The sequence below is a fragment of the Ruegeria jejuensis genome, from assembly GCF_041537905.1.
GTDB lineage: Bacteria > Pseudomonadota > Alphaproteobacteria > Rhodobacterales > Rhodobacteraceae > Ruegeria_C.
In genome coordinates this window covers 135,510-159,330 of the sequence record NZ_JBGRUO010000001.1, presented here as the reverse complement: position 1 = coordinate 159,330, position 23,821 = coordinate 135,510, and the positions used below count along the sequence as shown (strand labels likewise).

28 protein-coding genes are annotated in these 23,821 nt (G+C 62.1%); 19 read left to right on the top strand and 9 right to left on the bottom strand.

From position 1 onward, the window contains the following. The first annotated feature begins 17 nt into the window (after positions 1 to 17). Positions 18 to 548, top strand: a complete 531-nt coding sequence (locus tag AB1E34_RS01025) for a prolyl-tRNA synthetase associated domain-containing protein (RefSeq protein WP_372570478.1) — start codon at positions 18 to 20, stop codon at positions 546 to 548. Here AB1E34_RS01025 and AB1E34_RS01020 read toward each other — a convergent pair. Continuing rightward, on the bottom strand, positions 545 to 1,300 hold the full coding sequence (locus tag AB1E34_RS01020; RefSeq protein ID WP_372570477.1) for an aspartate/glutamate racemase family protein: 756 nt from the start codon (positions 1,298 to 1,300) through the stop codon (positions 545 to 547). The genes AB1E34_RS01025 and AB1E34_RS01020 overlap by 4 nt on opposite strands. Before the next feature lie 108 nt (positions 1,301 to 1,408). Next, positions 1,409 to 1,990 carry an FMN-dependent NADH-azoreductase gene (locus tag AB1E34_RS01015; protein ID WP_372570476.1) on the bottom strand — a complete coding sequence of 194 codons (582 nt, stop codon included), beginning with the start codon at positions 1,988 to 1,990 and terminating at the stop codon, positions 1,409 to 1,411. A gap of 114 nt (positions 1,991 to 2,104) precedes the next feature. On the opposite strand from AB1E34_RS01015, the gene AB1E34_RS01010 reads away from it, so the two are divergent. From AB1E34_RS01010 to AB1E34_RS01000, 3 genes are all read left to right on the top strand, one after another. Further along, the gene (locus tag AB1E34_RS01010) at positions 2,105 to 2,983 is read left to right on the top strand and encodes a LysR family transcriptional regulator (protein WP_372570758.1); all 879 of its coding nucleotides are present in this window, start codon (positions 2,105 to 2,107) and stop codon (positions 2,981 to 2,983) included. Next, on the top strand, positions 2,980 to 3,894 hold the full coding sequence (locus AB1E34_RS01005) for a DMT family transporter (RefSeq protein WP_372570757.1): 915 nt from the start codon (positions 2,980 to 2,982) through the stop codon (positions 3,892 to 3,894). Before AB1E34_RS01010 ends, AB1E34_RS01005 begins: the two co-directional genes overlap by 4 nt. A gap of 61 nt (positions 3,895 to 3,955) precedes the next feature. Beyond that, positions 3,956 to 4,240 (top strand): hypothetical protein, encoded by a 285-nt coding sequence (locus AB1E34_RS01000; protein ID WP_372570475.1) that lies wholly within the window; start codon positions 3,956 to 3,958, stop codon positions 4,238 to 4,240. Here the strand turns inward: AB1E34_RS01000 and AB1E34_RS00995 are convergent. Continuing rightward, entirely contained in the window at positions 4,237 to 4,587 is a 351-nt protein-coding gene (locus AB1E34_RS00995; protein ID WP_372570474.1) for an ArsR/SmtB family transcription factor, read from the bottom strand. The two genes, AB1E34_RS01000 and AB1E34_RS00995, sit on opposite strands and share 4 nt — an antisense overlap. A 78-nt stretch (positions 4,588 to 4,665) precedes the next feature. On the opposite strand from AB1E34_RS00995, the gene AB1E34_RS00990 reads away from it, so the two are divergent. The 7 genes from AB1E34_RS00990 to AB1E34_RS00960 all read left to right on the top strand — a co-directional run bounded on the left by AB1E34_RS00990 (position 4,666) and on the right by AB1E34_RS00960 (position 9,404). Continuing rightward, positions 4,666 to 5,577: a DMT family transporter gene (locus tag AB1E34_RS00990; RefSeq protein ID WP_372570473.1), complete on the top strand. Its 912-nt coding sequence runs from the start codon at positions 4,666 to 4,668 to the stop codon at positions 5,575 to 5,577. A 183-nt stretch (positions 5,578 to 5,760) separates the two neighbouring features. Then, complete coding sequence (locus tag AB1E34_RS00985) at positions 5,761 to 6,090, top strand: AtpZ/AtpI family protein (protein WP_372570472.1); 330 nt, start codon at positions 5,761 to 5,763, stop codon at positions 6,088 to 6,090. A 53-nt stretch (positions 6,091 to 6,143) separates the two neighbouring features. Then, positions 6,144 to 6,851, top strand: coding sequence for a F0F1 ATP synthase subunit A (locus AB1E34_RS00980; RefSeq protein ID WP_372570756.1), 708 nt, complete (start codon positions 6,144 to 6,146; stop codon positions 6,849 to 6,851). 48 nt (positions 6,852 to 6,899) lie between these two features. Then, a complete protein-coding gene (locus tag AB1E34_RS00975; RefSeq protein ID WP_249710612.1) occupies positions 6,900 to 7,124 on the top strand; it encodes a F0F1 ATP synthase subunit C in 225 nt (74 codons plus the stop codon). Positions 7,125 to 7,214: 90 nt separating this feature from the next. Further along, positions 7,215 to 7,772, top strand: a complete 558-nt coding sequence (locus tag AB1E34_RS00970; protein ID WP_372570471.1) for a F0F1 ATP synthase subunit B' — start codon at positions 7,215 to 7,217, stop codon at positions 7,770 to 7,772. Between the two features lie 5 nt (positions 7,773 to 7,777). Next, positions 7,778 to 8,338 (top strand): F0F1 ATP synthase subunit B, encoded by a 561-nt coding sequence (locus AB1E34_RS00965; protein ID WP_372570470.1) that lies wholly within the window; start codon positions 7,778 to 7,780, stop codon positions 8,336 to 8,338. Positions 8,339 to 8,477: 139 nt separating this feature from the next. Next, on the top strand, positions 8,478 to 9,404 hold the full coding sequence (locus AB1E34_RS00960) for a glycosyltransferase family protein (RefSeq protein ID WP_372570469.1): 927 nt from the start codon (positions 8,478 to 8,480) through the stop codon (positions 9,402 to 9,404). Here the strand turns inward: AB1E34_RS00960 and AB1E34_RS00955 are convergent, their stop codons facing one another. Further along, positions 9,405 to 10,289: an ATP-grasp fold amidoligase family protein gene (locus AB1E34_RS00955; protein ID WP_372570468.1), complete on the bottom strand. Its 885-nt coding sequence runs from the start codon at positions 10,287 to 10,289 to the stop codon at positions 9,405 to 9,407. It abuts the gene before it with no gap. 114 nt (positions 10,290 to 10,403) lie between these two features. Here AB1E34_RS00955 and AB1E34_RS00950 point away from each other — a divergent pair, with 114 nt between their 5' ends. Further along, complete coding sequence (locus AB1E34_RS00950; protein WP_372570467.1) at positions 10,404 to 11,627, top strand: glycosyltransferase; 1,224 nt, start codon at positions 10,404 to 10,406, stop codon at positions 11,625 to 11,627. 25 nt (positions 11,628 to 11,652) lie between these two features. On the opposite strand, the gene AB1E34_RS00945 is transcribed toward AB1E34_RS00950, so the two are convergent. Further along, a complete protein-coding gene (locus AB1E34_RS00945) occupies positions 11,653 to 12,420 on the bottom strand; it encodes an FCD domain-containing protein (protein ID WP_372570466.1) in 768 nt (255 codons plus the stop codon). A 159-nt stretch (positions 12,421 to 12,579) separates the two neighbouring features. Between AB1E34_RS00945 and AB1E34_RS00940 the strand changes: the two genes are divergently transcribed. From AB1E34_RS00940 to AB1E34_RS00920, 5 genes are all read left to right on the top strand, one after another. Continuing rightward, positions 12,580 to 13,788, top strand: coding sequence for an aminotransferase-like domain-containing protein (locus tag AB1E34_RS00940; protein ID WP_372570465.1), 1,209 nt, complete (start codon positions 12,580 to 12,582; stop codon positions 13,786 to 13,788). A 36-nt stretch (positions 13,789 to 13,824) separates the two neighbouring features. After that, the gene (locus AB1E34_RS00935) at positions 13,825 to 14,154 is read left to right on the top strand and encodes a hypothetical protein (RefSeq protein ID WP_372570464.1); all 330 of its coding nucleotides are present in this window, start codon (positions 13,825 to 13,827) and stop codon (positions 14,152 to 14,154) included. Between the two features lie 137 nt (positions 14,155 to 14,291). Further along, entirely contained in the window at positions 14,292 to 17,747 is a 3,456-nt protein-coding gene (locus tag AB1E34_RS00930; protein ID WP_372570463.1) for a chromosome segregation SMC family protein, read from the top strand. Positions 17,748 to 17,862: 115 nt separating this feature from the next. Beyond that, positions 17,863 to 18,171, top strand: coding sequence for a hypothetical protein (locus tag AB1E34_RS00925; RefSeq protein ID WP_372570462.1), 309 nt, complete (start codon positions 17,863 to 17,865; stop codon positions 18,169 to 18,171). A gap of 55 nt (positions 18,172 to 18,226) precedes the next feature. Beyond that, positions 18,227 to 18,586 carry a hypothetical protein gene (locus tag AB1E34_RS00920; protein WP_372570461.1) on the top strand — a complete coding sequence of 120 codons (360 nt, stop codon included), beginning with the start codon at positions 18,227 to 18,229 and terminating at the stop codon, positions 18,584 to 18,586. Here the strand turns inward: AB1E34_RS00920 and AB1E34_RS00915 are convergent. From AB1E34_RS00915 to AB1E34_RS00905, 3 genes are read right to left on the bottom strand one after another with little or no spacing between them, the layout of a single operon-like run. Next, a complete protein-coding gene (locus tag AB1E34_RS00915) occupies positions 18,581 to 19,750 on the bottom strand; it encodes a lytic murein transglycosylase (RefSeq protein WP_372570460.1) in 1,170 nt (389 codons plus the stop codon). The two genes, AB1E34_RS00920 and AB1E34_RS00915, sit on opposite strands and share 6 nt — an antisense overlap. 12 nt (positions 19,751 to 19,762) lie before the next feature. Further along, positions 19,763 to 20,683, bottom strand: coding sequence for an adenosylcobinamide-phosphate synthase CbiB (gene cbiB / locus AB1E34_RS00910; protein ID WP_372570459.1), 921 nt, complete (start codon positions 20,681 to 20,683; stop codon positions 19,763 to 19,765). Continuing rightward, positions 20,680 to 21,633: a threonine-phosphate decarboxylase gene (locus AB1E34_RS00905; RefSeq protein WP_372570458.1), complete on the bottom strand. Its 954-nt coding sequence runs from the start codon at positions 21,631 to 21,633 to the stop codon at positions 20,680 to 20,682. Before AB1E34_RS00905 ends, cbiB begins: the two co-directional genes overlap by 4 nt. A 202-nt stretch (positions 21,634 to 21,835) precedes the next feature. Between AB1E34_RS00905 and AB1E34_RS00900 the strand changes: the two genes are divergently transcribed. Beyond that, positions 21,836 to 22,198 carry a response regulator transcription factor gene (locus AB1E34_RS00900; RefSeq protein WP_372570457.1) on the top strand — a complete coding sequence of 121 codons (363 nt, stop codon included), beginning with the start codon at positions 21,836 to 21,838 and terminating at the stop codon, positions 22,196 to 22,198. Here the strand turns inward: AB1E34_RS00900 and AB1E34_RS00895 are convergent. After that, positions 22,180 to 23,169, bottom strand: coding sequence for a glutathione S-transferase family protein (locus AB1E34_RS00895; RefSeq protein WP_372570456.1), 990 nt, complete (start codon positions 23,167 to 23,169; stop codon positions 22,180 to 22,182). The two genes, AB1E34_RS00900 and AB1E34_RS00895, sit on opposite strands and share 19 nt — an antisense overlap. 208 nt (positions 23,170 to 23,377) lie before the next feature. On the opposite strand from AB1E34_RS00895, the gene AB1E34_RS00890 reads away from it, so the two are divergent. After that, a complete protein-coding gene (locus AB1E34_RS00890) occupies positions 23,378 to 23,728 on the top strand; it encodes a hypothetical protein (protein WP_372570455.1) in 351 nt (116 codons plus the stop codon). The last annotated feature ends 93 nt before the right edge of the window (positions 23,729 to 23,821 follow it).

Sequence of the window (23,821 nt, the reverse complement as noted above, 5' to 3'; positions counted from 1 at the left end):
GTCAAAGGAGCAGATTCATGGACGCCTCATCCGCCTTTCAGGACAGTTTGCCGATTTCGTCCGATGCGCTTCTGGCGCAGCTGGATGACTGGGGGCTGAGCTATCGCCTGCACGAACATGTACCGTTGCGCACGGTGGAAGATGCAAAATCGGTCGAAGATGATTTGCTGGTGCCGGGTGAAGCGTCGCTGCGGGTCAAGAACCTCTATCTGCGAGATCGTAAGAAGCGGAATTATCTGGTGACGCTGCAGCAGGACCGGGAGATCGACCTCAAGGCGCTGGGCGCAGAGCTGGGTGTGGGCAATCTGTCGTTTGGATCACCTGAGCGGTTGATGGAAAATCTGGGCATCCGTCCCGGTGCTGTCAGCCCGTTGGCGATGATCACCGGGGTCGGCAAGGGCGTGCGGTTTTTTCTCGACCAGTCGGCGCAAGAGGCGGATGTGATCAACATGCACCCGCTGGTCAATGACCGGACCGTGACGATGCCCCGCGCCGATGCGATTGCCTTCTTTGAGCGCGTGGGCTGCGAGGTCAACTGGCTGCCCTAACCGACGGCTTGCTCCTCCTCCAACGCCAGATCCAGCGCGGCAGCCACATGGGCGGCGGAGGGGTTCACGAAGAGGTGCCCGTCGGCCTGAAAGCTCACATCATCCAGATGATCGGGGTAGGCCAGCGGCAGTTCCGTGCAGGCCAGCAGGATCGCGGCGCCGGGTGCGGCATGGCGATTGCAATAGTCCAGGAGGCGTTGCCGGGCAGAGTCCGAAGCGCCGCCATAGAAATCTTCATCGATCATGGCCTGCATCTCGGCAATCTCGGGTTCGGGCAGCGTGTCATTGGCCGCGATACCATGGCCCGAAAGCGTCTCTGCATAGTCGCGCGCCTGCATGGTGACGGTGGTGCCCAATACCAGCGCAGATTGCGCGCCGGTTGCCGTGGTGGCCTGTGCGGCGGCGTTGAAAATGCTGAGGATCGGGATGGTCACACCTTCGCGGATGGCATGCAGTCGTGCATGCGGCGTGTTGCTGGCGATCAGGGCGAAATCGCAGCCCACGCGTTCCAGATTGTACAGCGCCTCGCGGAACACCGCGTCAAACCCGGCCCAGCTTGCCTCGTCGTCGGGCACACCGCGCAGGGCGCGGGTTTTGGCTTGGGTGACGGATTCGATGCTCATCGGCGGCACCGGCAGGGGCGATCCTGCCCCCCGCGCGGCAAAGAACCGGCCCGCACCCTGGCAGAGCGCTCGGTAGTAATCCACGGTCGAGGCCCATCCGACGCCGCCAACGATCCCGATCTTTTTCATGAGCCTGTCTCCTCCGATGCGGTCATCGGGGCGACTCTGTGCTCTGACGGGGCGGATTTCCAGCCGAAAACCCGCCCCGTCCTGCCGTGAGTGGCGACGACGAGGCGGTCAGGCGGCGAGGGTCTCGATCGCCTGATAGGCATTGGCCAGCGCAGCATCGGCATTCACGGCCATTTGGTCAGCGGCGATGATGTCGACATCTTTGATGCCCACAAAGCCCAGCACATGGCGTGTGTAGCCGGTGGCGAAATCGATATCCGACCCCACCTCCGTGCCGCCCGAGGCAACAGCCAGCACGGCACGTTTGCCTTCCAGCAGGCCAACGGGACCGTTTTCGGTATATTTGAACGTCAACCCGGCGCGCGCGATCAGGTCGAGCCAGGCCTTGAACGCGGCAGGAACGGAGAAATTGTAGATCGGCAGCCCGATCACGATGGTGTCGGCACGTTGCAGTTCATCGACCAGCGCGTCCGACAGCGACAGAACATCGCGCTGCAGGGCGTCGCGGTTTTCGGCGGGCGTGAAATTCGCCTCGACCCAGGTTTCGGTGATCAGCGGCAGGGGCGTTGCCAGATCGCGGCGGATGATCCCGCTTGCGCCAAGCGCACGGACGATCCGGTCCGACAGGTCGCGAGTTGTCGAGTTTTGCAGGCGGGCGGAGGCATCGATATGTAGGATGGTCTGGGTCATGTCTGTGGCCTTTGGAAAGAGAACTGGGTGTGGGGATGAGATTGGGCATTGCAAATTCGAACGCAACTGTGGAAAATCAACAGGTATTGTTAGAATTTGCACATGAGCCGGAAGATGGATAACTGGGACGAGGTCAGGACGGCCTATCAGGTCGCCCGAATGGGAACGGTAAGCGGCGCGGCCGAGGTTCTGGGTGTCCATCACGCGACGGTCATCCGCCATATCGACGCGATCGAGGCCCGGCTGGGCGTCAAGCTGTTTCAACGCCATGCGCGCGGCTACACGCCCACCGAATCCGGTGAGGACCTGCTGCGGGTCGCACAAGCCACCGACGATCAGTTCAGCCAGTTGGTCGGACGCCTGAAGGGACAGGGCGACGATGTCTCGGGCGAGCTGGTGGTGACCTCGCTGTCGTCGCTGGCACCGATGCTTGTGCCCACGCTGACCCGGTTCCAGCAGGCGCATCCGGGCCTGATCGTGCGGTACCTGACCGGGGACCGGCTGTTCCGGCTGGAATATGGCGAGGCGCATGTGGCGATCCGCGCCGGTGCTGCGCCGGATCAGCCGGACAACGTGGTGCAGCCCTTTCTCAGCCAGGATATCGGACTTTATGCCAGCAAGGAGTATATCTCGCGCCACGGCAAACCCGGCAGCATCTCGGAGTTCGCAGAGCATTTCTTTGTCGCCACCGACGATGAAAACAGCCGCGCGCCCTTTTCGCGCTGGCTGCGGGAACAAATCACGGTGGATCGGATCTCGTTTCGCTGCACCAATGGCTTCACCATGCAGGAGGCGGTGATTGCCGGGGCGGGCATCGGCTTCATGGCGCGGTGGGAAGCGGTGCGCCACGCGGAACTGGTCGAAGTGATGGACCCGCTGCCGGACTGGGCAGGCAAGCTGTGGCTCGTCACCCATGTGGATTTGCATCGCACCACCAAGGTGCAGGCCTTTCTCACGTTCCTCAAGTCGGAGGCCACCAACTGGTGCCCCTGACCCCAGCGCAACGCGGGCATCTTGCGATGCTCACCTTCTCGGCGCTGGTTGCGGGAAGCTTCTCGCTGGGTGCGCAGATTGCCAATGAGATTGAGCCCGCAGCCCTGAACGCCGTCCGGTTCGCTATCGCAACCGTGCTGATCGGGCTGCTTGTCTGGCGCATGGGCGGGCTGACGCGTGCGGCGGCGCAGGCGCCTTGGCGCTATGTGGTCCTTGGCGGGTTGATGGCGGTCTATTTCGTGCTGATGTTCGAAGGGCTGAAGACCGCCAAGCCGGTCAGTGCGGCGGCGGTTTTTACCCTGACGCCGGTGATCTCGGGCGTCGTCGGGTGGGTTTTGCTGCGTCAGGTCACGACCCCAAGAATGGCGCTGGCGCTTGCGATCGGAGGCGCGGGCGCGCTTTGGGTCATCTTCCGCGCAGACCTGCACGCGATGATGAGTTTCGATATCGGTCGGGGCGAGGTGATCTATTTCTGGGGCTGTATCGCGCATGCGGTCTACACGCCGATGATACGCAGGCTGAATCGGGGTGAACCGGCCATAGTTTTCACGTTTGGCATGCTGGTGGCCGCGACGATGTTGTTGTTTCTCGTGGCATGGTCAGATCTAAGGGCGATGGATTGGCAGGCTCTGCGCCCCTTTGCGTGGTGGACGATCCTCTATCTGGCGGTGTTTTCGACCGGTACCAGCTTTGTGCTGACCCAATATGCCGCGCTGCGCCTGCCAGCCGCCAAGGTCATGGCCTATACCTATCTGACGCCCAGCTGGGTCCTGCTGTGGGAGCTTGCCCAAGGGCGTGGCGCGCCGCCGCTTCTGGTGCTGGGCGGGGTCGCCCTGACCGTCGTTGCGCTGATCCTGCTGCTGAAGGATGAAGAGCCTGTGCAGGTGATATCGCGACGGTCGCCCGAATAGGGGTTCGCCGCTGGCGCGCGCCGTGCAAATGTGGCCGCAGGCAAACAATGAGGGCAGTGAGATGCGGATTGAGGCAATAGGGCTGATGCTGGGGCTTGCAATGCTGGCGGCCTGCGGTGGCGGGGCATCCGGCGGCGATGATCATACGATCCTGCAGGATAGCTGCGAGGCGCTGGTTGCGGCGGAGGCCAATGTGCAGCCGGGCGCGGTCAAGGCGATCTCGACCACGGATGTGCCGAGCGGTACGCTGACCACTGTCGAGGTGGCCGGGGCCGTGGCCCCCTGGACCTGCGCCGCTGATCCGACCGGCGTGATCCTGGGCGTTGAGTTCTCGCAGGAAGGTTAACTGCCAGATGGCCCGTCGCTGTCCGACTGGGCCAGTTCCCGCTCCAGAAACCGCTCGAACGCGTCCAGATGCACCGGTTCGAACTGGCCGAAGCCCTGCATCCAGACCGACGCTTCGCGCATCGCGTCGGGTTGCAGCTTGCACCATTTGACCCGCCCGCGCTTTTCCTGCGCGACCAGACCGGCGCGGGTCAGGATGCCCAGATGTTTTGAGATCGCGGCCAGCGACATCTCGAACGGCTCGGCCACGTCGGTCACCGCCATGTCATCCTCTAACAGCATGGCGAGGATGGCGCGGCGGGTCGGGTCGGCAAGCGCCGAGAAAACGGTGTCGAGCTGGTCGGACATGCGCCCTTCCTAATGTGGCGAAAGCGGTTTGACAAATCGCGTGCACCCTCCAAGGTGCGCGGGGGAAGAGGGGCGAAGATGGCACTGAAATACTGGATCGTGATCTTCGTCCTGGGCATCGGCTGGGGCATGTCCTTCATGTTCAATGCCATTCTGCTGCGCGAGTTGGGGCCTCTGTCGGTGTCGATGGGCCGGGTCGGGCTGGGCGCGCTGGGGTGCTGGGTCTATGTGATCGGTGCGCGCAAACCGGTGCGCCTTGGTTGGCGGCGGGCCCTTGCACTGCTGGGCTTTGGCGCGCTCAGCTATGCCGGGCCGTTTGCGTTTTATGCGTTGGGCCAGCAGCATATCGCGTCTGGCGTGGCGGGGATCGTCAACGCCACGACCCCGGCTTTTACGGTGATCGTATCGCATTTCTGGCCGGGCAGCGAACGGGCGACGCTGATGAAGACGCTCGGGGTCATCTGCGGGTTTGCGGGCATCGTCTTATTGTCTCTGCCGGTGCTGGGCCGCGGCGCCTCATCCGAGTTCTGGGCGATCCTGATAACGGTCTGCGCACCGCTCTGCTATGCCTTCTCGGTCAATATCGCGCGGGCGTTTCGCGACTTGCAGCCGGTGGTGCTGACGGCGCTGGCGCTGACCGGCGCGACGATAGCCATCGCGCCTCTCGCGCTATGGGCCGAGGGCATTCCGGTCATCACCAGAGCCGAGACTTGGGCCTCGCTGGCCTTTATCGGGATTGTTCTGACCGCTGCAGCCTTCATTACCTTTTACTGGGTCCTGCCCAAGGTCGGGCCGACAAACATCTCGACGGTCACGTTCATTGCACCAATCTCGGCGCTGATCCTGGGCACATGGGTTCTGGGCGAACGGTTGTTGCCGGAACATCTGCTTGGCATGGTCGCGATTTTCGGGGGTCTCGCGCTGATCGATGGGCGCCTCATCCGCTGGTTGATGAAAGCGGGCAGGGATGAAAATCAACCAAAAGGTTGAATATGGCCAAAGATGGCAAATCCTGGTTCCCTGGCCTGTTCGGCCCCTAGATTGCGGATCGTCCGATATCTATATTCGTTTTAAAACAAATAGTTAGCGTGCATCAGAGTGCGTCATATCCGTCGTTGACTCTCTGCCCATCCCCCCTTAGCACCATGGCCAAGACGACAAGGGGCAAAACCGTTGACTGAGGACGACCAAAAGCAGCGACTGTCGCAGCTTGAGGCGCGGATATCAGCGGCGAAAAAGGTGCAGGAGCCTGCGCCCCGAAGCGACAAGGACTTTTCCCAGGGCGAGTTGGCCTGGCGGATGGTCATCGAATTGACGGCCGGCATCGTGATCGGCTTTGGCATCGGATACGGGTTGGATTACCTGCTGGGAACGATCCCGATTTTCCTGGTGCTGTTTACAATGTTGGGCCTGGCGGGTGGCATCAAGACGATGATGCGCAGCGCGCAGGAGGTCCAGGACAAGAAATTGGCTGCTGAGGCCAAGAGAGACGAGAGGGACTAGACGTGGCAAGCGACGCACACGGCGCAGAAGAGGGTGGCCTGGTTTTCCACCCGATGGATCAGTTCATCGTAAAGCCGCTCTTTGGCGGTGACACCGTTGCTTGGTACACCCCCACCAACATGACTCTGTGGTTGAGTTTCGCCATTCTCGCCGTGATCGCAATCCTGGTGCTGAGCACCTCGAAACGCGCCATCGTACCCGGCCGCAGCCAGTCCATCGCGGAACTGGCCTATGGCTTCATCTACAAGATGGTTGAGGATATCTGCGGCAAGGAAGGGGTGAAATTCTTCCCCTATATCATGACGCTGTTCATGTTCATCGTCTGCGCCAACTTCCTCGGCATGATCCCGACGGCCTTTACTCCCACCTCGCATTTCGCCGTGACAGCAGTGCTGGCTCTGATGGTCTTCATCACCGTGACCGTGCTGGGCTTCGTCAAGAACGGTACCGCGTTTCTGGGCCTGTTCTGGGTTTCCAGCGCGCCGCTGGCGTTGCGCCCGGTTCTGGCGATCATCGAGCTGATTTCCTATTTCGTCCGCCCTGTCAGCCACTCCATTCGTCTGGCTGGTAACGTGATGGCGGGCCATGCGGTGATCAAGGTGTTTGCGGGCTTTGCCGCAATTGCCGTGATCTCGCCGGTCTCGGTTCTGGCGATCACCGCCATGTATGGTCTGGAGGTCCTCGTGTCCTTCATCCAGGCCTATGTCTTTACCATTCTGACCTGTGTGTATCTGAAAGATGCGCTGCATCCCTCGCATTAAGGTCCGATACCCCAAATTCGCAACTTCCAAATCGTAAGGAGAACTCTCATGGAAGGCGAACTCTCGCACATCGGCGCAGGCCTGGCAGCAATCGGTTCCGGCGCAGCCGCAATCGGTGTGGGCAACGTGGCAGGCAGCTTCCTGTCTGGCGCTCTGCGCAACCCTTCGGCAGCCGCCAGCCAGACCGCGACCCTCTTCATCGGTATCGCGTTTGCAGAAGCACTGGGCATCTTTGCATTCCTGGTCGCCCTGCTGCTGATGTTCGCCGTCTAAGACCCCGCGAAACACATATCCTTACGGCCGGGCAGGGCGCGACACTCGCGATACTGCCCGGTGTAAGTTCACGTTTCCTCGGAGTACGACATGGCAACTCAGACCCAAGACGCAAGCCACGGCGCAGCGGATGCGGCACATGCCGCCGCTGACAGCGCTCCGGGCATGCCGCAGCTGGCATTTGAAACATTCCCGAACCAGATTTTCTGGCTGCTGGTCACGCTTGTCGTGATCTATCTGGTCCTGTCGCGCGTGGCGCTGCCCCGTATCGGGGCAATCCTGGCCGAGCGTCAGGGGACCATCACCAACGATCTGGCTGCCGCCGAAGATCTCAAGGCCAAGGCCGTCGAGGCGGAAGAGGCCTATAACAAGGCGCTGGCCGATGCCCGTGCCGAGGCGCAGCGCATCGCCGCTGAAACCCGCGCCGAGATTCAGGTTGGGCTGGACGAGGCAATCGCCAAGGCCGATGCCGAGATCGCAGCCAAGGCCGCCGAGTCGGAAAAGGCAATCGCCGAAATCCGCGCCGGTGCGCTGGAAAGCATTCAGGCCGTCGCCACCGATACGGCGGGCGAACTGGTCACTGCATTGGGTGGCAAGGCAGATGCCAAGGCCGTCACGGGCGCCGTTCAGACCCGGATGAAAGGATAAGCGTCATGCGCAATATCATCGCTCTTGTCCTGACCGCTGGTATCGCCAGCCCCGCATTTGCCGCCAGCGGGCCGTTCTTCTCGCTGGGCAATACCGACTTTGTCGTGTTGCTGGCCTTCCTCGTGTTCATCGGCGTGCTGTTCTATTTCAAGGTCCCCTCGATGATCGGCGGAGCCCTGGACACCCGCGCCGAAGGCATTCAGTCGGAATTGGATGAGGCCCGCGCCCTGCGCGAAGAGGCCCAGACGCTGCTGGCATCCTATGAGCGCAAGCAGAAAGAAGTGCAGGGCCAGGCGGATGCCATCGTGGCTGCTGCCAAGGAAGATGCCTCGCTGGCCGCCGAGCAGGCTAAGGCAGATCTGGAGCAATCCATCGCCCGCCGCCTTGCGGCTGCGCAGGACCAGATCGCATCGGCCGAAGCCTCTGCCGTCAAGGAAGTTCGCGATCAGGCCATCACCGTTGCGGTTGCGGCTGCAAGCGATGTGATCGCCAAGCAGATGACAGCCGCCGAGGCCAACAAGCTGATCGACAACGCGATCTCTGATGTAGGCACAAAGCTGCATTGATTTTTGGTGTGACCCGTCGCATCCAGTAAAGGCCCGCCCGTAAACGGGTCGGGCCTTTGTCATTCCGGGTCTCGATACTCGGCATTTGGATGTTGATCCGCCTCGCAGAGCGATGGCGAAATAGAAGGGATCCAGTCGCGTGTCCGAAATTATGGCCGATTGTACCGATCCCGCAGCCGTTTGCCTATTTGCCTTCAACCGACCGGATCACACGCGCCGCACGCTGGCTGCGCTGGCCGCGTCGCCACTGGCCGAAGCAACGGATCTGATTGCCTATCTTGACGGCCCGCGGGACGACGAGGATGTGGATTTGGTCAATCAGGTCGCAGATGTCATCACGGCACAAACTGGTTTTGCCAGCATAGATTTGCGGCATCGCGAGGAGAACGCCGGGCTTGCGGTCTCAATCCAGGACGGCGTGACCGAGACGATGCAGGCGCGGGGCCGGGCAATCGTGCTAGAAGACGACATCGTCACCTCACCCGCCTTTCTCAGCTATATGAATCTGGCGCTTCAGCGATATCGGCAAGAGAACCGCGTCTGGCACATCTCGGGCTATAGCGAAGCGATTGCAGCGAATCATGATCGTCCAGGTGCGCATCTCTGGCGTTTCATGAGTTGCTGGGGCTGGGCCAGTTGGGCCGATCGCTGGCAGCATTTTGAACGCGACCCACTGGGCCTGATGGATAGCTTCACCGCGCAGGACATCCATCGGTTCAATCTGAATGGGGCCGAGAATTTCTGGGCGCAGGTCGAGGGCAATGCCCGCGGCGATATGAAAACCTGGGCCGTGTTCTGGTACGCGACAATCTTTCGCCATCAGGGCCTATGTCTTGCTCCGTATCATTCCTATGCCGAAAACATCGGCTTCGATGGGTCTGGCACCCATGCTTCACCCTGGAACGCCCGCCGACAGGGCGGACTGAACCAGGACTTCGCGCCGCTTTTGCCAACTGTTATTGAGGAAGACACGGAGGCGCTGGAACAATTGCGCACGCATTACATGTACCGCCCATCGAAACTGACCAAACTCAAACGCAAGCTTGGGCGATTTCTGAAGCGCTGATCAGATCGTGCCCCAGATCAATCTCGACAGAGCCATTTCATCCTGCAGTGAACGGAACTTCTCGTTGCCGCCCTGGTGGCAATGGGTGATCTCACCCACCAGCACCCGATCCTGATCGAGATAGAAATCGACCCTGACAAACCCAAAGGGCTTTGATAGCTGCTCGGCCACGGACAGCATCTCCTCCAGCGCCTTGGGGCGGGGCGGGATGGGTCTTTTCATGTCGAACGGAGACAATTCAACCGGCAGCAAATTCCAGTCAGTATCAAACAGGTGTCGATAAAAGCTTCGGTTCCTGTCATTGACATAAAGGATGCAACGAGCCTGTCCCTTCCAGCAAAACACTTTGTAGTCGTTCACATCTTGCCCGGCAAAGAGCAGCGGCTCGACAATCAGTTTTCCCTTGAGCTGCCTGTAATTCCGTTCGCGGGCGACAAAATAGTAGTTCTCTGTCAGCTGATTGGCGAGCGCAGCTCGATCCGGTTCGGCCCCGTCCTTCAGGATCGTTACGCTGCCGCAGCCATGTGTAGGTTTGATAACGCAAGGTTCGGGAACATCGAAGGTTTCGACATCTTCTGCAGTCCGCAAGATCGCGAGAGTTGGTACGTTGTAGGCGTTGCCCGCAATACCTGCGACATAGGTCTTCACGAATTCCTTGTCCGACGTAAAGGTGCGCTCTGGGCTGACAATCTCCGGTCCTGATTTGATGCGGAACAACACATCGTTGAACAGCATACGGTTGCCGGGCCAGCGGCCGTGTCGGGTGTAAAACCCGTGGCGGTAGGCGGCCCGGTCACCCCAATCGGTATTGGGAAGGCGCTTGGCGACAGGACGGGCGAATGTCATATACGCCTCTTTACGCAGTTTTTTCCAGAAATCGGACATGGGAACTCGATCCAAAGCGAAACCTTGATTTAGTTACTTTTCAACCGTCCCGAAGTCCATCAGATACGGTAGGACGAACTGAGTACCCTATGCGACACGGATCGGGATATGGCCATGCTACCAATCAATCATGTCAGCTACGGAAGCACTGGCGGTGGAGCCGCGATCGCGGCGCATCGGCTGCATCTGGCTTGTCTTGGTCAGGGACTTGCGTCGCAGATGACCGTTGTCGAGGGGCCGCAAGCCGAACATATCGCGCCGTTTCGCCGTTCCAAATCTCTGCGTCGTACATTGCAGCGGGAATGGGCGCGGCATCTACGCAAGAAATATGCCGCGACGCAGGTGGCGGGGCTCGCCTCGCTGGCGGTGGCGCGCTCGGGTCTGGCAGATCACCTCAACCGTCAAGCGCCGCAGATAACCCATCTCCATTGGGTCAATTCCGACATGATCTCTATCCCCGAGATCGGCCGGATTCGGCGCCCGGTGGTCTGGACGCTGCATGACATGTGGGCGTTTTGCGGGGCCGAGCATTACACCGAAGCGGAGGGATGGCGCAGTGGCTACGCTGACTCGACGCAAAGAGGGTTCGATATCAACCGGTGGGTCTGGACGCGCAAACGGCGTCACTGGATTTCCCCGTTCCAGATCGTTTGCCCCAGCAATTGGCTGGCGAGTTGCGTCCGCGAAAGCGCCTTGATGCGGGACTGGCCGGTCCGTTGCATCCCCAACGCCATCGACACCGATCTGTGGCGCCCGTTGGACAAGGCGGCAGCACGGAGCGGATTGAACCTTCCGCATGATGCGCCGATGGTTGTCTTCGGTGCCATGGGAGGCGATGGCGACCCGCGCAAGGGGTTTACTTATCTCAAAGAGGCGATGATGCGCGTCCATGCCCGGTTTCCGGACCTGCATGCGATTGTTTTCGGTAGCGAGGGGCAGAGCGACGGGTTCCCTTTTCCCGTTCATTTCACCGGGCCCGTCAACGACACAGCTCAGTTGCAGCGGATTTATTCGGCGGCAGATGTTTTCGCCTTGCCCTCACGCCAGGATAACCTGCCCAATACCGGGGTCGAAGCCTTAGCCTGCGGTGTGCCGATCGCGGGGTTTGCTATCGGCGGTCTGACCGACCTTGTGCCGGATCCGCAAGTGGGCCATCTGGCGCGCCCTTTCGACGAAGCGAATCTTGCGGAAGGTATCGGGGCAATCCTTGAAAGCAGAAACTCAGAGGCTGGTCTGGCAATGTCGGCCGCTGCACGGCGTCACGCCGAGCAGAGCTACGCTGCGCCAGTTATCGCGGCGCAATATGCCGAATTGTATCAGGACGTTCTGGCACGGTAGCGCTGACGGGATTCGGGCTTGCGCGCTATGCTCTGGCCTCATGTTCCAGCTTCTGACGGGCAATCGCCTCATTGCGGTCGGCCTTCTTCTGATCGGCCAGGCATTGTTCGACATAGCTCAGGTGCATTTCGACGGCGGCGCGGGCTGCGTCCGGGTCGCGGGCCTGCAGGGCGGTGTTGATTGCCCGGTGCTGGTCCAGCAGGGCGCTGCGGGTGGTGCGCTGGCGGAACATAATCTGGCGGTTGTAGAAGACGCCCTGACGCAACAGGTCGAACATGGACCGCATCATGTGCAGCATGACGACGTTGTGGCTGGCCTCGATGATCGCCATGTGAAACTGCGCGTCGAGCTTTGCCTCGGCCTCGGCGTCGCGCCCGTCTTGTGCGATCTCCATTTTGTCGAACACCGTCTGGATGACCTTCAGATCGCTCTCGGACCCCAGCCGGGCGGCGCGTTCGGCGGCCAGCCCCTCCAGATCGCGCCGGAACGCGAGATAATCAAATACCGCCTCGTCATGGGTGGCAAAAAGCTGCGTCAGCGCCGGGGAAAAGGCCGAGCCCAGAACCTCGGCCACATAGATGCCAGACCCGGCCTTGCTGGTCAGCAGGCCCATCTGCTGCAATTCGGCCACCGCTTCGCGCAGGGACGGGCGCGAGACGCCCAGACGCTCGGACAATTCGCGTTCCGCTGGCAGGCGTTCGCCGGGCCGCAGGATGCCGCGCAGGATCAGAAGTTCGATCTGCCGTACCACCGAGGTCGAGAGCTTTTCGGATTGGACTTTTTGAAAGGGCATAACGGTCTCGCACGGAATTGGTCAATCAATGTGACCACACTCTGCTGACCCACGCAAGCTGGGCGGCGCAGGATTTTCTGTAACAATAGGTCAGAATTATTGACTTTGTTGTCTGTCACCCGCACGATCCACTCCGAGCTCAGAAAGGGGAGGTGAGAGATGGTCGAACATTTGCTGGCCAGCCGCATGTCGCGGATGAAGGCGTCGGAGATCCGGGAATTGCTGAAACTGCTGGATCAGCCCGGCATCATCTCCTTTGCGGGCGGCATCCCCGATCCTGACCTGTTTCCCGCCGACGCATTTGCCGAGGCCACGGCGCGGGCGCTGAACACCGAGAATCGCGCCCATGCGTTGCAATATTCGATCAGCGAGGGCCATTTGCCCCTGCGTCGCTGGATCGTGCAGCATATGGCAGAGCTTGGCGTGCGCTGTAGCCCTGAACAGGTGCTCATCACCTCGGGCTCGCAGCAGGCGCTGGACTATCTTGGCAAGTTGTTCCTGTCACAAAACGATACGGCACTGGTGGAATGGCCAACCTATATGGGCGCTCTGGCCGCGTTCAACGCTTATGAGCCGAATTTCGAACAGTTGAACCTGCAGGGCAACCGCGCCGCAGGAGACTACGCAAAGGCCGCCGCTGAGGCGGGCGGGCGGGTGAAATTTGCTTATCTGTCTTCGGATTTCGCCAACCCGACCGGTGAAACGCTGGATCTCGCGGGGCGAGAGCGCTTGCTGGATCTTGCGGAAGAACTGGATTGCCCGATCATCGACGATGCCGCCTATCGGGCGCTGCGCTATGATGGCGAGCCGGTTCCGCCCCTTCTGGCGCTGGAACAGGCGCGCAAGGGCGATCTGGATGCGTGTCGGGTGATCCATTGCGGCAGTTTTTCGAAAACCCTGTCGCCGGGCGTGCGTATGGGCTGGGTCGTGGCGGCGCAGCCGATCATCTCCAAGATGGTCTTGCTGAAACAGGCCTCGGACCTTCATACGCCGACATTGAACCAGGTGGTGATCTGTGACGTGGCCGAACGGCATTTCGAACGCCATGTGGCAATGCTGCGCGAGGTCTATGCGCGTCGGCGTGACCGGATGCTGGCGGCGCTGGAGCGGCATATGCCTGCGGGCACGACCTGGACCCGGCCCGAGGGCGGCATGTTCATCTGGGTGACGCTGCCGGTTCATCTGAACGGGGATGCGCTGCTGGCCAAGGCGGTGGACAGCGCCAAGGTGGCTTTTGTGCCCGGTCAGGCCTTTTTTGCTGATGGCAGTGGGGACAACACGATCCGGCTCAGTTTCTCCTGCGCCAAGGAGGACGAGGCCGAGGAAGGCATCCGGCGGTTGGGTCAACTGCTGCGCGCCCATATTTGAGGGATTTCTTAACATTTTGCCGTGCAATCTGCGCGCATGTGGCGATGTGTTCCGATTTTGCTCGTCGCGGCCTGTGGTGCTGCCAGCCCCGAGTTTCGAGGTGCCCCTGTTACGCGGCTTGTTGTGGACGGCAGTGTCTTTGACGTCCGGCTGCGCGGAGATCTGGCCGAGGCGGTCCGCGTGAACCCGCAATATGCGCCGCGCCTCGGCCCGATCGGGCCACGCGCTGGCATCGCTATGGAACAGGTCTCGGGCTGTCAGGTCGTGGGCGTTCTGGGCGATCAGGCAGTGATGACCGGGGTTCTGGATTGTGGGGGCAGGCCGAAAGACTGGGCGCTGCCCGCCGCAACAGGCCGGGCACGGTAGTTGGCCAGAGACGAGCGAATCTCGTCCAGATGTTGTGGATAACTGCGCCCGTCAGCCCATATAGGGCGTCACATCCGTTGACTTGCGGTGTTTCCGGGCGCAGTCTCGATTGACACAGGAATCACGAAAGCCCGCCTTTGCGCTTCACGAAACTCAGATTGACCGGCTTCAAGAGCTTTGTGGACCCGACCGATCTGGTGATCGCGGACGGGCTGACCGGTGTTGTCGGTCCCAATGGCTGTGGCAAGTCCAACCTGCTTGAGGCGCTGCGCTGGGTGATGGGCGAAAACCGCCCCAAGGCGATGCGCGGCGGCGGCATGGAGGATGTGATCTTTGCCGGGGCCGCCACACGGCCCGCCCGCAACTTTGCCGAGGTTTCGCTGCTGCTGGACAATGGTGAACGCCTTGCGCCCGCCGGGTTCAACGATAGCGACAATCTGGAAATCGTGCGCCGGATCACCCGCGACGTAGGCAGCGCCTATAAGGCCAACACCAAGGATGTGCGCGCCCGTGATATTCAGATGCTGTTTGCTGACGCCTCGACCGGAGCGCATTCGCCCGCGCTGGTGCGGCAGGGGCAGATCGCCGAGCTGATCAACGCCAAGCCCAAGGCCCGGCGGCGCATTCTGGAAGAGGCGGCGGGCATTTCGGGCCTCTATCAGCGGCGGCATGAGGCCGAGCTGAAACTCAAGGGAACCGAGACCAATCTGACCCGTGTCGATGACGTGCTGGAACAACTGGCCGCGCAGCTGGCACAGTTGGCCCGGCAGGCCCGGCAGGCGGCGCGTTATCGCGAGATTGGCGAACAGTTGCGGCAGGCCGAGGGCATGCTGCTCTATCGGCGTTGGAAAGAGGCCGATGTGGCCCGCCTGACCGCCGAAGATGTGCTGCGTGATCGTACATCTGAGGCCGCCCGCGCCGAAGCCGCCGCACGGCAGGCGGAAAAAACCCGCGCCACCGCCGAGGAAACCCTGCCGCCCCTGCGCGAGGAAGAGGCCATTGCCGCGGCGGTGCTGCAACGGCTGATCGTCGAACGCGGCACGCTGGATGATCAGGAGGCGCGCGCGCGCCAGACGGTCGAAACCCTGACCGCCCGCGTCACCCAGCTTGGCCATGATATCGAGCGCGAGACCGGGTTGAACAAGGATGCGGGCGAAACCATCGAGCGCCTTGAATGGGAGGCGCGTGAACTTGCCAAGGCGGGCGAGGGGCACGATGAGCGGCTCGCCGAAGCGGCCGAAGCTTCCAGCGAGGCGGCGCGGGTCCTGCAGCAGCGCGAGGATCATCTGTCGCAGGTGACTGAGGATGTGGCGCGGCTGGCGGCGCGGCATCAGTCGGCCCAGCGGCTGGTTGAGGATGGCCGCAAGACACTGGCCCGCTCCGAGGGCGAGGAAACCAAAGCGCGAGCCGCGATGGAAGAGGCGGATCGTGCCGTGGCGCAGGCCGAAGAGGATTTCGCAACAGCTCACGAGGCGCAGGAAGAGGCAAGCGAAGCTGCCGAGGCGGCGGAAGAAGCGCTGGCTGCCGCCGACGAGCTGCGCAACGAGACGCAATCGCGCGAGGCCGAAGCCCGCGCGCAACGCTCCGAGGCCGAGGGTGAGGCCGGGGCGATCCGGGCGGAAACCGCCGCGCTGGCCAAGCTGGTTGAACGCGACACTGCCGAAGGTGGGCAGGTTCTCGACCTGATGCGGGTGGCGGCGGGCTATGAAAAGGCGCTGGGGGCGGCCTTGGCCGACGACCTGCGCGCGCCGCTGGCTGATGATGATGGCCCCTCGGGCTGGGTTCAGATCGCTGGATATGATGCGGATCAGCCCTTGCCGGACGGGGCAGAGCCGCTGGCGCTGCATGTCTCGGGACCTGACCGGCTGACCCGGCGGATCGCGCAGATCGGCTTGGTCGACAGCGAAGATGCGGCCCGTTTGCAGCCGCTGCTGAAACCGGGTCAGCGGCTGGTCAGTCGGGGCGGTGATCTCTGGCGTTGGGACGGGTTCCGCGCCTGGGCAGAGGACGCGCCAAGTGCGGCGGCCCTGCGGCTGGAACAGCTCAACCGGCTTGAGACGCTGAAACAGGAACTTGCAAGGGTCGAGGCGCAGGCCGATGGCGCCCGCGCCGCCCATGAGGCGCTGTCGCGGCAATTGGCCGAGGTGACCGAGGCCGACCGTCGCGCCCGTGATGCCCGCCGGGCCGCCGACCAGCGCGTTGCCGAAGCCGCGCGCGCGCTGAGCCGGGCCGAGGCGGAACGCAATCTTTCTCAAGGCCGTCTGGAAACCCTGAGCCTTGCCGTGAACCGCCACAAGGAAGACGCCATGGCCGCCCGCGCCAGCCTCAAAGAGGCCGAGGCCGGGCTGACCGATCTGGGCGATCTGGATACCGCACGCGGCCATGTGGAAGACGTCAAGCAGACCGTCGAGGCGGCTCGGATCACCATGCTCACCCACCGCTCCAGCCATGACGAGGTGCGTCGCGAGGGTGAGGCGCGGACTCGGCGCGCTCAGGAAGTGACCAAGGATATCAGCGGCTGGCGGTACAGGTTGGACACCGCTGAAAAGCGGATAGCCGAACTGGCTGAACGCAAGGCTGGCTCGGAAGAGGATCTGACCGAAGCCATGTCGGTCCCCGCCGAGATCGCCGAGGCGCGGGAGGAGCTGAGCGACCAGATCGACGCCGCCGAGGCCCGCAAGGCCGCCGCAGCGGATGCGCTGGCCGGGGCAGAAAGCGCACAGCGCGAGGCGATGATTGCCGAGCGGGACGCCGAACGTCTGGCCTCTGAGGCGCGCGAGGCCCGCGCTGCTGCCGAGGCGCGGACCGAAGCCGCACGCGAAACCGTGAGTGCCGCCGCCGAGCGCATCGCCGAGGATCAGCAGCTCACCCCGAACCAGTTGCTGAACCAGTTGGAGGCCGATCCCGACAGCATGCCCGATGCCGACACGCTGGAGGCTGAGGTGAACCGGCACAAGCGCCAGCGTGATGCGATGGGTGCGGTCAACCTGCGCGCCGAGGAAGATGCGCGCGAAGTGCAGGAAGAGCATGACACGCTGCAATCGGAAAAGGCGGATCTAGAAGAGGCGGTGAAGACCCTGCGCAGCGGCATCGCCAGCCTCAACCGCGAGGGCCGGGAACGGCTGCTGACCGCGTTCGAGCAGGTCAATTCCAACTTCTCGATGCTGTTCAAGCACCTCTTTGGCGGCGGCGAGGCCAATCTGGTCATGGTCGAAAGCGACGATCCGCTGGATGCGGGGCTGGAAATCATGTGCCAGCCTCCGGGCAAGAAACTCTCGACGCTCAGCCTGTTGTCGGGGGGCGAACAGACCCTGACGGCGATGGCGCTGATCTTTGCGGTCTTCCTTGCCAACCCGGCCCCGATCTGCGTTCTGGACGAGGTCGACGCGCCGCTTGACGATGCCAACGTGACCCGCTTCTGCGACCTGCTGGACGAGATGTGCCGCCAGACCGAAACCCGCTTCCTGATCATCACCCACCATGCGGTAACCATGGCGCGGATGGACCGGCTGTTTGGCGTCACCATGCAGGAACAGGGCGTGAGCCAGCTGGTTTCGGTTGATCTCAAGAAGGCCGAGGCGATGGTGGCCTGATCGCCCCGGATTCGCTCTATCGGCGGATTTCTGCTAATATGAGGCCATGTTTCAATTGTGTGTTGTTTTTATTCTCGTGATTTCTGCCAGCGCGATTCGCGCCGAGGAAGTAAATTTGGGCAAAGTGGGTTGGTCCGGCTATGGCACTCATTTCAGGATGTTTTCCGACCGCAAACCGAAGCTGCTGCGGCCTACGAGCCGCCGACGCAGCGCGGTCAGGGTGCCGAACTCGCTCTATGACAGGCTGAAACGGGGTGTCTCGATGGGCGTGCTCAAGCTGCGCCGCGAGGGCGATCTGTGCCTGAGCTTTCGCAAGACCTTCAGCCGCTGTGATCTGGCCCTGACCGAAGACCGGCTGATCCTGTTCAACCGGCGCAGCAACGGGCGATTGCCGATGCGGATTCAACTGGGGCTCAGCCGGTAGCGGCTTCACCGCAACGTGACTCCCCTTGCTGCGTGGATCGGGTCATGATGGCGCCATGTTACGCCTTGCAATACCCTTGCTGTTTCTGGGCCTGCCCGTCTGGGCCGCAGACTGGACCCTGAGGCCGGGCGAAGAGCCGCTATCCATGGCCGAGCTTGACGCGTTTGAGGGGCGCACGCTGACCTTCTATGACGATGGTCAATCCAGGTATTCGGCTGATGGTGCGTATTCCTATACCTATGGCAGCGGCGGCACTGCCTTCGGCACCTACCGGATTGCCGAGGATGGCAGCATCTGCACGGCCTTCGACCACGGCTTCAACCGCTGCGACCTGTTTGTGCGCCGGGACGGTCGGCTGATCCTGATTGACGAAAAGGGCCAGCGGTTTCCCGTTCGCCCCGATGATGGATCATAGCTGGCGCAGCAACTCCGGCGTTGGCCAGGCATCGGCGGGCAACCCCAGCCGTTGCTGTTCTGTCTGAACCGCCGCCCGCGTGCGTGCGCCCAGAATGCCGTCCACGTCGCCCACGTCATAGCCGCGTTCCTGTAGCTTGGTCTGTAGCTGCTTCATCTGCGCGCCGTTCAACCCGGCCTCGGGCGTACCGCGCTGATAGGCTGGCGCGCCTTCCAGCTGGGTGGCGAAATAGGCGGCGGTCAGAACGTAGACAAAGCTCTGGTTCCACTCGAAATAGACGTTGAAATTCGGATAGGCGATAAATGCTGGCCCCTTGTGCCCCTGTGGCAGGATGATCGTCGCTTGCATGTCACCTGCGGCCAGATCGCCCTCGCGCGCTGCCACACCCATGGCTTGCCACTCCGCGACGCTGCGCGGTTTTGAGGCACCGGTCAGTGACCAGTCCAGAGTGTCGGGCACGGTGACTTCCTGCAGCCAGGGCTCGTTTGCCTGCCAGCCCATATGTTCCAGCATCTTGGCACCCGATACCAGCGCGTCGGGGGCGGAGGTTGCAAGCTCGACCTTGCCGCTGCCATCGGCGTCCACGCCGTTGACCAGAATGTCGCGCGGCAGCATCTGCACCATGCCGATCTCGCCCGCCCAGGCCCCTTTGGTGCGCTCCGGGTCGAAATCGCCACGCGCATGCAGTTCGAGCGCGGCAAAGATCTGCGGGCGGAACAACTCGGGGCGGCGGCAGTCATGGGCCAGCGTCACCAGCGCGTTGCGGGTGTTGAAATCACCCTGAAAGCCGCCGTAGTCGGTCTCAAACGCCCAGAAGGCCAGCAGAACGCCGCGGTTCACGCCATATTCCGCCTCGATCCGGTCGAAGACATCGCTGTATTTCTCCTCCATCGCCGCGCCCCGGTCGACGCGGTTTTGCGAGATCAGGCGGTCGGAGAAACTGATGAAAGGTTTCTGGAACACACCTTGCGCGCGATCGGCGCGCAGCACCTTGGGATCCTGGCGCACTGTCTTGAAGAACGCATCAACCGTCTCAGGATCGAGACCGGCGCCGGTGGCCTCGCTTTTCAGCCTGTCCACGAAAGAGCCGAAATCACCGCCGCATTGCGCCAGCACCGGAGAGGCCCCCAGCAGGGCGAGGCCCAGGACAGTCGCTTTGATCATTCTTGTCTCCTCTTACCTCAGCAGCGAGATTACGATTCCAAACATGACAAGGCCAAGGGTCAATGCCCAGACCTGCCAGAGAATTTTGACCGCACGCGCGATCTCTTGCGCGCCGATTTCTTTGCGGGCGCTTTCATTTACCCAGGCGAGGTGCCGAATCTGGCCGTGATAGCTGCGTGGACCGGCCAATGCGACACCCAGCGCACGGGCCATTGCCGCCTCGGGCCAGCCCGCATTGGGCGAGACATGCCGTTCGGCATCTTTCACGATGTCGCGCCACTGCGATTGCCTGTTGGCAAGCAGAGCGATCATCAGGCCGCTCAGCCGCGCGGGCACCAGGTTGAGCAGATCGTCCAGGCGCGCGGCGGCCCAGCCGAACTGCGCATATTTTTCGGTGCGATAGCCTATCATGCTGTCGGCGGTGTTGATCGCCTTATACAGCAGCAGGCCGGGCAACCCGCCCAGCAAAAACCAGAAGGCGGGCGCGATCACCCCGTCCGACAGGTTTTCCGAGGCGCTCTCGATCGCCGCGCGGGCAACCTGGGGGCCGTCCATCGCGCTGGTGTCACGCGAGACGATGCGCGCAACCTTGGCGCGGGCCTCGGGCAGGCACACGCGCAGGGCCTCTGCCACGTCCCTCACATGTTGAACCAGTGATTTCTGGGCCAGCAGCATCGCGCAGCAGAGGATCTCTACGACCGGTCCAAACGCGGCCAGCCCCCATCCGATCAGCATCGCAGCCAGCGCCAATAGCATGGTCGCGACGACGCCTTTGAGTCGCTTGTGGGTGCCGTCGTTCAAGTGGTTGTCCAGAAAGCGTACGGCATCGCCCATCAACACGGCGGGATGGCGCAGCCGCGACCACAGCCAGTCCGGCTCGCCAAGCGCGGCGTCCAGCAGCATCGCGCAGGCCAGCAGCGCGGCGGTGGTCATAGCGCGGCTTCCAGCCGCTCCCAACCCGAGGCGGGGGGCAGGCCAAGGCGCAGGTAATGGGGCGAATAGGGAAAGATACGGCTCCAGATATGGGCCTCGGCCAATCGGTCCTGCCAGGCGGCGGCATCATCCACGCGGTAGAGGCGAAACAGCGATGTTCCCCCCTCCAGCTCGGCCCCGGCGCGGGTCAACATCCCGTCCAGACGTGCCGCGTCGCGCTCTAGCCGTGCGCGCGTCTCTACCGCCCAGCCACCGTCGCGCAGGGCCAGAGCGCCGATCCGCAGCGCCGGACCCGATACGGCCCAGGGTCCGGTCAAATCACCAAGTCGGTCGATAAGGTCCGGTCGCCCGATGGCAAAGCCCAAGCGCAGACCGGCGAGCCCCCAGAATTTGCCGAAGCTCTTCAGGATGAGGGTGCGGGGCCGCGCCGCGAGATGCGCAAGACTGCGCGACGGCATCACGTCGCAGAAGCTTTCGTCGATGACCGTCAGCGGCGCATCGGCATCCTGTTCGCTCCAGATCCGCCCATCGGGGTTGTTGGGATGCACGATCACCAGCGCCTCTGCCGGGCCGGACTCTGCGACCTGCCAACCCTGCGCGGCGAATGCTGCGGCATGTTCATTATAGGTGGGCGTTGTGATCTGAACCCGACCCGCCGGGGCCAGCGCAGGGATGCGGGCGATCAGGGCCGAGGCGCCGGGCGCGGGCAAGATGCGGGCCCCATCTGGCACCTGCCAGAACTGCCGCGCGGCGGCCTCAAGCCCGGTAAAGGCAGCCTGGTCGGGAAGTGCGGCCCAATCCTGGGACGTAAAGGCGGGCAGGGGGTAGGGTTCGGGGTTGATACCGGTCGACAAATCCAGCCAACCCGCGCGTGTTCCACCATGTGCTGCAATGGCGGAATCGATACCGCCGCCATGGTCTCGGGGGGCTCTGGAATGGGTTGGTGACATTTGATCCATTTGTGCAATCAGATCGGAGATGAGACAGCATTTGCCCCGCTTCAAGCGGAAATCCGCCTGTAATACAAGCATTAACGGCCCTTCAGGCCTCATTCAGAGGCCCGTTAAGAGATTGTTAAGAAATTGATCACAAGACCTAGACAGGGGAGTGGTGCCACCAGATCAGTCCTAGCTTAGGCACCCGTAGTCTGTGATGAATGTTTTGATTGTTGAAAGCAACCCGGGATTGGGTTTGCTCTGGAAGCGCCACCTGAAACGGCAAGGCGCAGAGGTGACGCTGGTTGCGTCGCAAGAGGCGGCGATTCTGGCGCTCTATCGTGATCCATATGAGATCATTGTGCTGGACCTTGTGCTGGACGAGGGCAGCGCGCTGGCGGTCGCCGATTTCGCCAGCTATCGGCGCCCTGAGGCGCGGGTGATTTTTGTGACCAATACCACCTTCTTTTCCGACGGGTCGGTCTTTGCCCATAGCCCGAACGCCTGCGCCTTCCTGCAGAGCGAAATGCCGCCAGAAGATCTGGCGGCCATGGTCGAGCATTACGCGGCAGGCCGCTGATCGCGCCCATGCGGCGTGCCATAATCCAGAACCGGATTGGTCGGGATGATGCGGTGCGGATTGATGCTGTCATGGCTGTAGTGATAGTGGCGCACGATGTGATCCATATTCACCGTCTGCGCCACGCCCGGCCATTGGTACAGCTCGCGCGTATAGGCCCAGAGGTTGGGGTAATCCACCAGCCGGTTGCGGTTGCATTTGAAATGCAGGTGATAGACCGGATCGAACCGGATCAGCGTGGTGAACAACCGCCAGTCGGCCTCGGTCAGCTGCTCGCCCATCAGGTAGCGGTTGCGTGACAGGCGCTCTTCCAGCCAATCCAGACGGTCAAAGAGCGGATCGATTGCCGCGTCATAGGCGGCCTGTGTCGTGGCAAATCCACATTTATAGACGCCATTGTTGACGCTGTCGTAGATGCGGGCGTTCACGTTTTCGATCGCATCGCGCATGGGTTCGGGCCAAAAGTCCAGCGTGTTGCCGGTCAGCCCGTCAAAGGCAGAGTTGAACATGCGGATGATCTCGGCGCTTTCGTTCGAGACGATGGTTTCGCGTTCCTTGTCCCACAGAATCGGCACGGTGACGCGGCCGCTGAAGCCGGGGTCCGCCTTGGTATAGACCTGATGCGCATGGGTCAGGCCGTAAAGCGTGTCGCCCGTTGCGCCGTAGTCGTCCATCTCAAAGGTCCAGCCCTGATCCAGCATGTCGGGATGCACCACCGAAACCGAGATGTGATCGGCCAAGCCTTTGAGTTGCCTAAAGATCAGGGTCCGGTGCGCCCAGGGGCAGGCCATGCTGACATAAAGGTGGTAGCGACCGGATTGGGCCGCAAAACCGCCCTCGCCCGAGGGGCCGGGGCTGCCATCGGCGGTGATCCAGTTGCGGAACTTCGCCTCGCTGCGCTTGAACGCGCCGCCGGTTGTCTTGGTGTCATACCATTGGTCGTGCCACACGCCGTCGATCAAAAGACCCATATCGCTCTCCATCTCTGTGTTGGCTCAAACCTAGTCCCGAAGGGTGGCCTTGCCCAATGCCATCGGCGCGCAGACCCCCTGCACCCATGCACAGGTAATGGGGATTCGCGGCAACGTGAGCCCGATTTAACGCGACCGTCATAAAGACTCAGCTTGATATATCTATATCGGGCGGCAGGATGAGTCGGGCTGGAGTGAGGGGGGTCACATGAGCACCTATGTTTCAAAAGAGGTCAGGGCCGGGCTGGAAGCCGCACGCCTTGAGGGGATCAAGAAGGCCAGCCGGCTGCGGGTCGAGGCCGGTAAGGAGTATTTCCCGGTTCTGGGATTGTGGCGGACCGGCTTTTCGGTCGAGGCAGCAACAACGCCCAGGCTGCGCGGGTTGGTCGATCTTTATGATGAGGCCAACCACCTCTACCAATGTCTGATCGTGGCGTCCGAGGAAGATGGCGGCGAGATGCATTATGAGTTCAAGCGCAGCACGGCGGCAACCGACCGCGCGCCGCTGGATTTCTATCGCGCGCCCGATGCGCCGATTGCTTTGCTTGGCAAAGACTAGGGCGCGGCGCGACTATGAACGAGACTTAATCGCAAGCCGCAAATCCGGATAGCTTCAGTTCCTAAATTCAAATCGATCAAGACAAGGCCTGCA

Bases quoted from the DNA above. Each gene is read 5' to 3' on its own strand.
- AB1E34_RS01025 (WP_372570478.1), top strand. From the start codon at position 18: ATGGACGCCTCATCCGCCTTTCAGGACAGTTTGCCGATTTCGTCCGAT.
- AB1E34_RS01020 (WP_372570477.1), bottom strand. From the start codon at position 1,300: ATGAAAAAGATCGGGATCGTTGGCGGCGTCGGATGGGCCTCGACCGTG.
- AB1E34_RS01015 (WP_372570476.1), bottom strand. From the start codon at position 1,990: ATGACCCAGACCATCCTACATATCGATGCCTCCGCCCGCCTGCAAAAC.
- AB1E34_RS01010 (WP_372570758.1), top strand. From the start codon at position 2,105: ATGGATAACTGGGACGAGGTCAGGACGGCCTATCAGGTCGCCCGAATG.
- AB1E34_RS01000 (WP_372570475.1), top strand. From the start codon at position 3,956: ATGCGGATTGAGGCAATAGGGCTGATGCTGGGGCTTGCAATGCTGGCG.
- AB1E34_RS00995 (WP_372570474.1), bottom strand. From the start codon at position 4,587: ATGTCCGACCAGCTCGACACCGTTTTCTCGGCGCTTGCCGACCCGACC.
- AB1E34_RS00990 (WP_372570473.1), top strand. From the start codon at position 4,666: ATGGCACTGAAATACTGGATCGTGATCTTCGTCCTGGGCATCGGCTGG.
- AB1E34_RS00980 (WP_372570756.1), top strand. From the start codon at position 6,144: ATGGATCAGTTCATCGTAAAGCCGCTCTTTGGCGGTGACACCGTTGCT.
- AB1E34_RS00975 (WP_249710612.1), top strand. From the start codon at position 6,900: ATGGAAGGCGAACTCTCGCACATCGGCGCAGGCCTGGCAGCAATCGGT.
- AB1E34_RS00970 (WP_372570471.1), top strand. From the start codon at position 7,215: ATGGCAACTCAGACCCAAGACGCAAGCCACGGCGCAGCGGATGCGGCA.
- AB1E34_RS00965 (WP_372570470.1), top strand. From the start codon at position 7,778: ATGCGCAATATCATCGCTCTTGTCCTGACCGCTGGTATCGCCAGCCCC.
- AB1E34_RS00955 (WP_372570468.1), bottom strand. From the start codon at position 10,289: ATGTCCGATTTCTGGAAAAAACTGCGTAAAGAGGCGTATATGACATTC.
- AB1E34_RS00950 (WP_372570467.1), top strand. From the start codon at position 10,404: ATGCTACCAATCAATCATGTCAGCTACGGAAGCACTGGCGGTGGAGCC.
- AB1E34_RS00945 (WP_372570466.1), bottom strand. From the start codon at position 12,420: ATGCCCTTTCAAAAAGTCCAATCCGAAAAGCTCTCGACCTCGGTGGTA.
- AB1E34_RS00940 (WP_372570465.1), top strand. From the start codon at position 12,580: ATGGTCGAACATTTGCTGGCCAGCCGCATGTCGCGGATGAAGGCGTCG.
- AB1E34_RS00935 (WP_372570464.1), top strand. From the start codon at position 13,825: ATGTGGCGATGTGTTCCGATTTTGCTCGTCGCGGCCTGTGGTGCTGCC.
- AB1E34_RS00920 (WP_372570461.1), top strand. From the start codon at position 18,227: ATGTTACGCCTTGCAATACCCTTGCTGTTTCTGGGCCTGCCCGTCTGG.
- AB1E34_RS00915 (WP_372570460.1), bottom strand. From the start codon at position 19,750: ATGATCAAAGCGACTGTCCTGGGCCTCGCCCTGCTGGGGGCCTCTCCG.
- cbiB (WP_372570459.1), bottom strand. From the start codon at position 20,683: ATGACCACCGCCGCGCTGCTGGCCTGCGCGATGCTGCTGGACGCCGCG.
- AB1E34_RS00905 (WP_372570458.1), bottom strand. From the start codon at position 21,633: ATGTCACCAACCCATTCCAGAGCCCCCCGAGACCATGGCGGCGGTATC.
- AB1E34_RS00900 (WP_372570457.1), top strand. From the start codon at position 21,836: ATGAATGTTTTGATTGTTGAAAGCAACCCGGGATTGGGTTTGCTCTGG.
- AB1E34_RS00895 (WP_372570456.1), bottom strand. From the start codon at position 23,169: ATGGGTCTTTTGATCGACGGCGTGTGGCACGACCAATGGTATGACACC.
- AB1E34_RS00890 (WP_372570455.1), top strand. From the start codon at position 23,378: ATGAGCACCTATGTTTCAAAAGAGGTCAGGGCCGGGCTGGAAGCCGCA.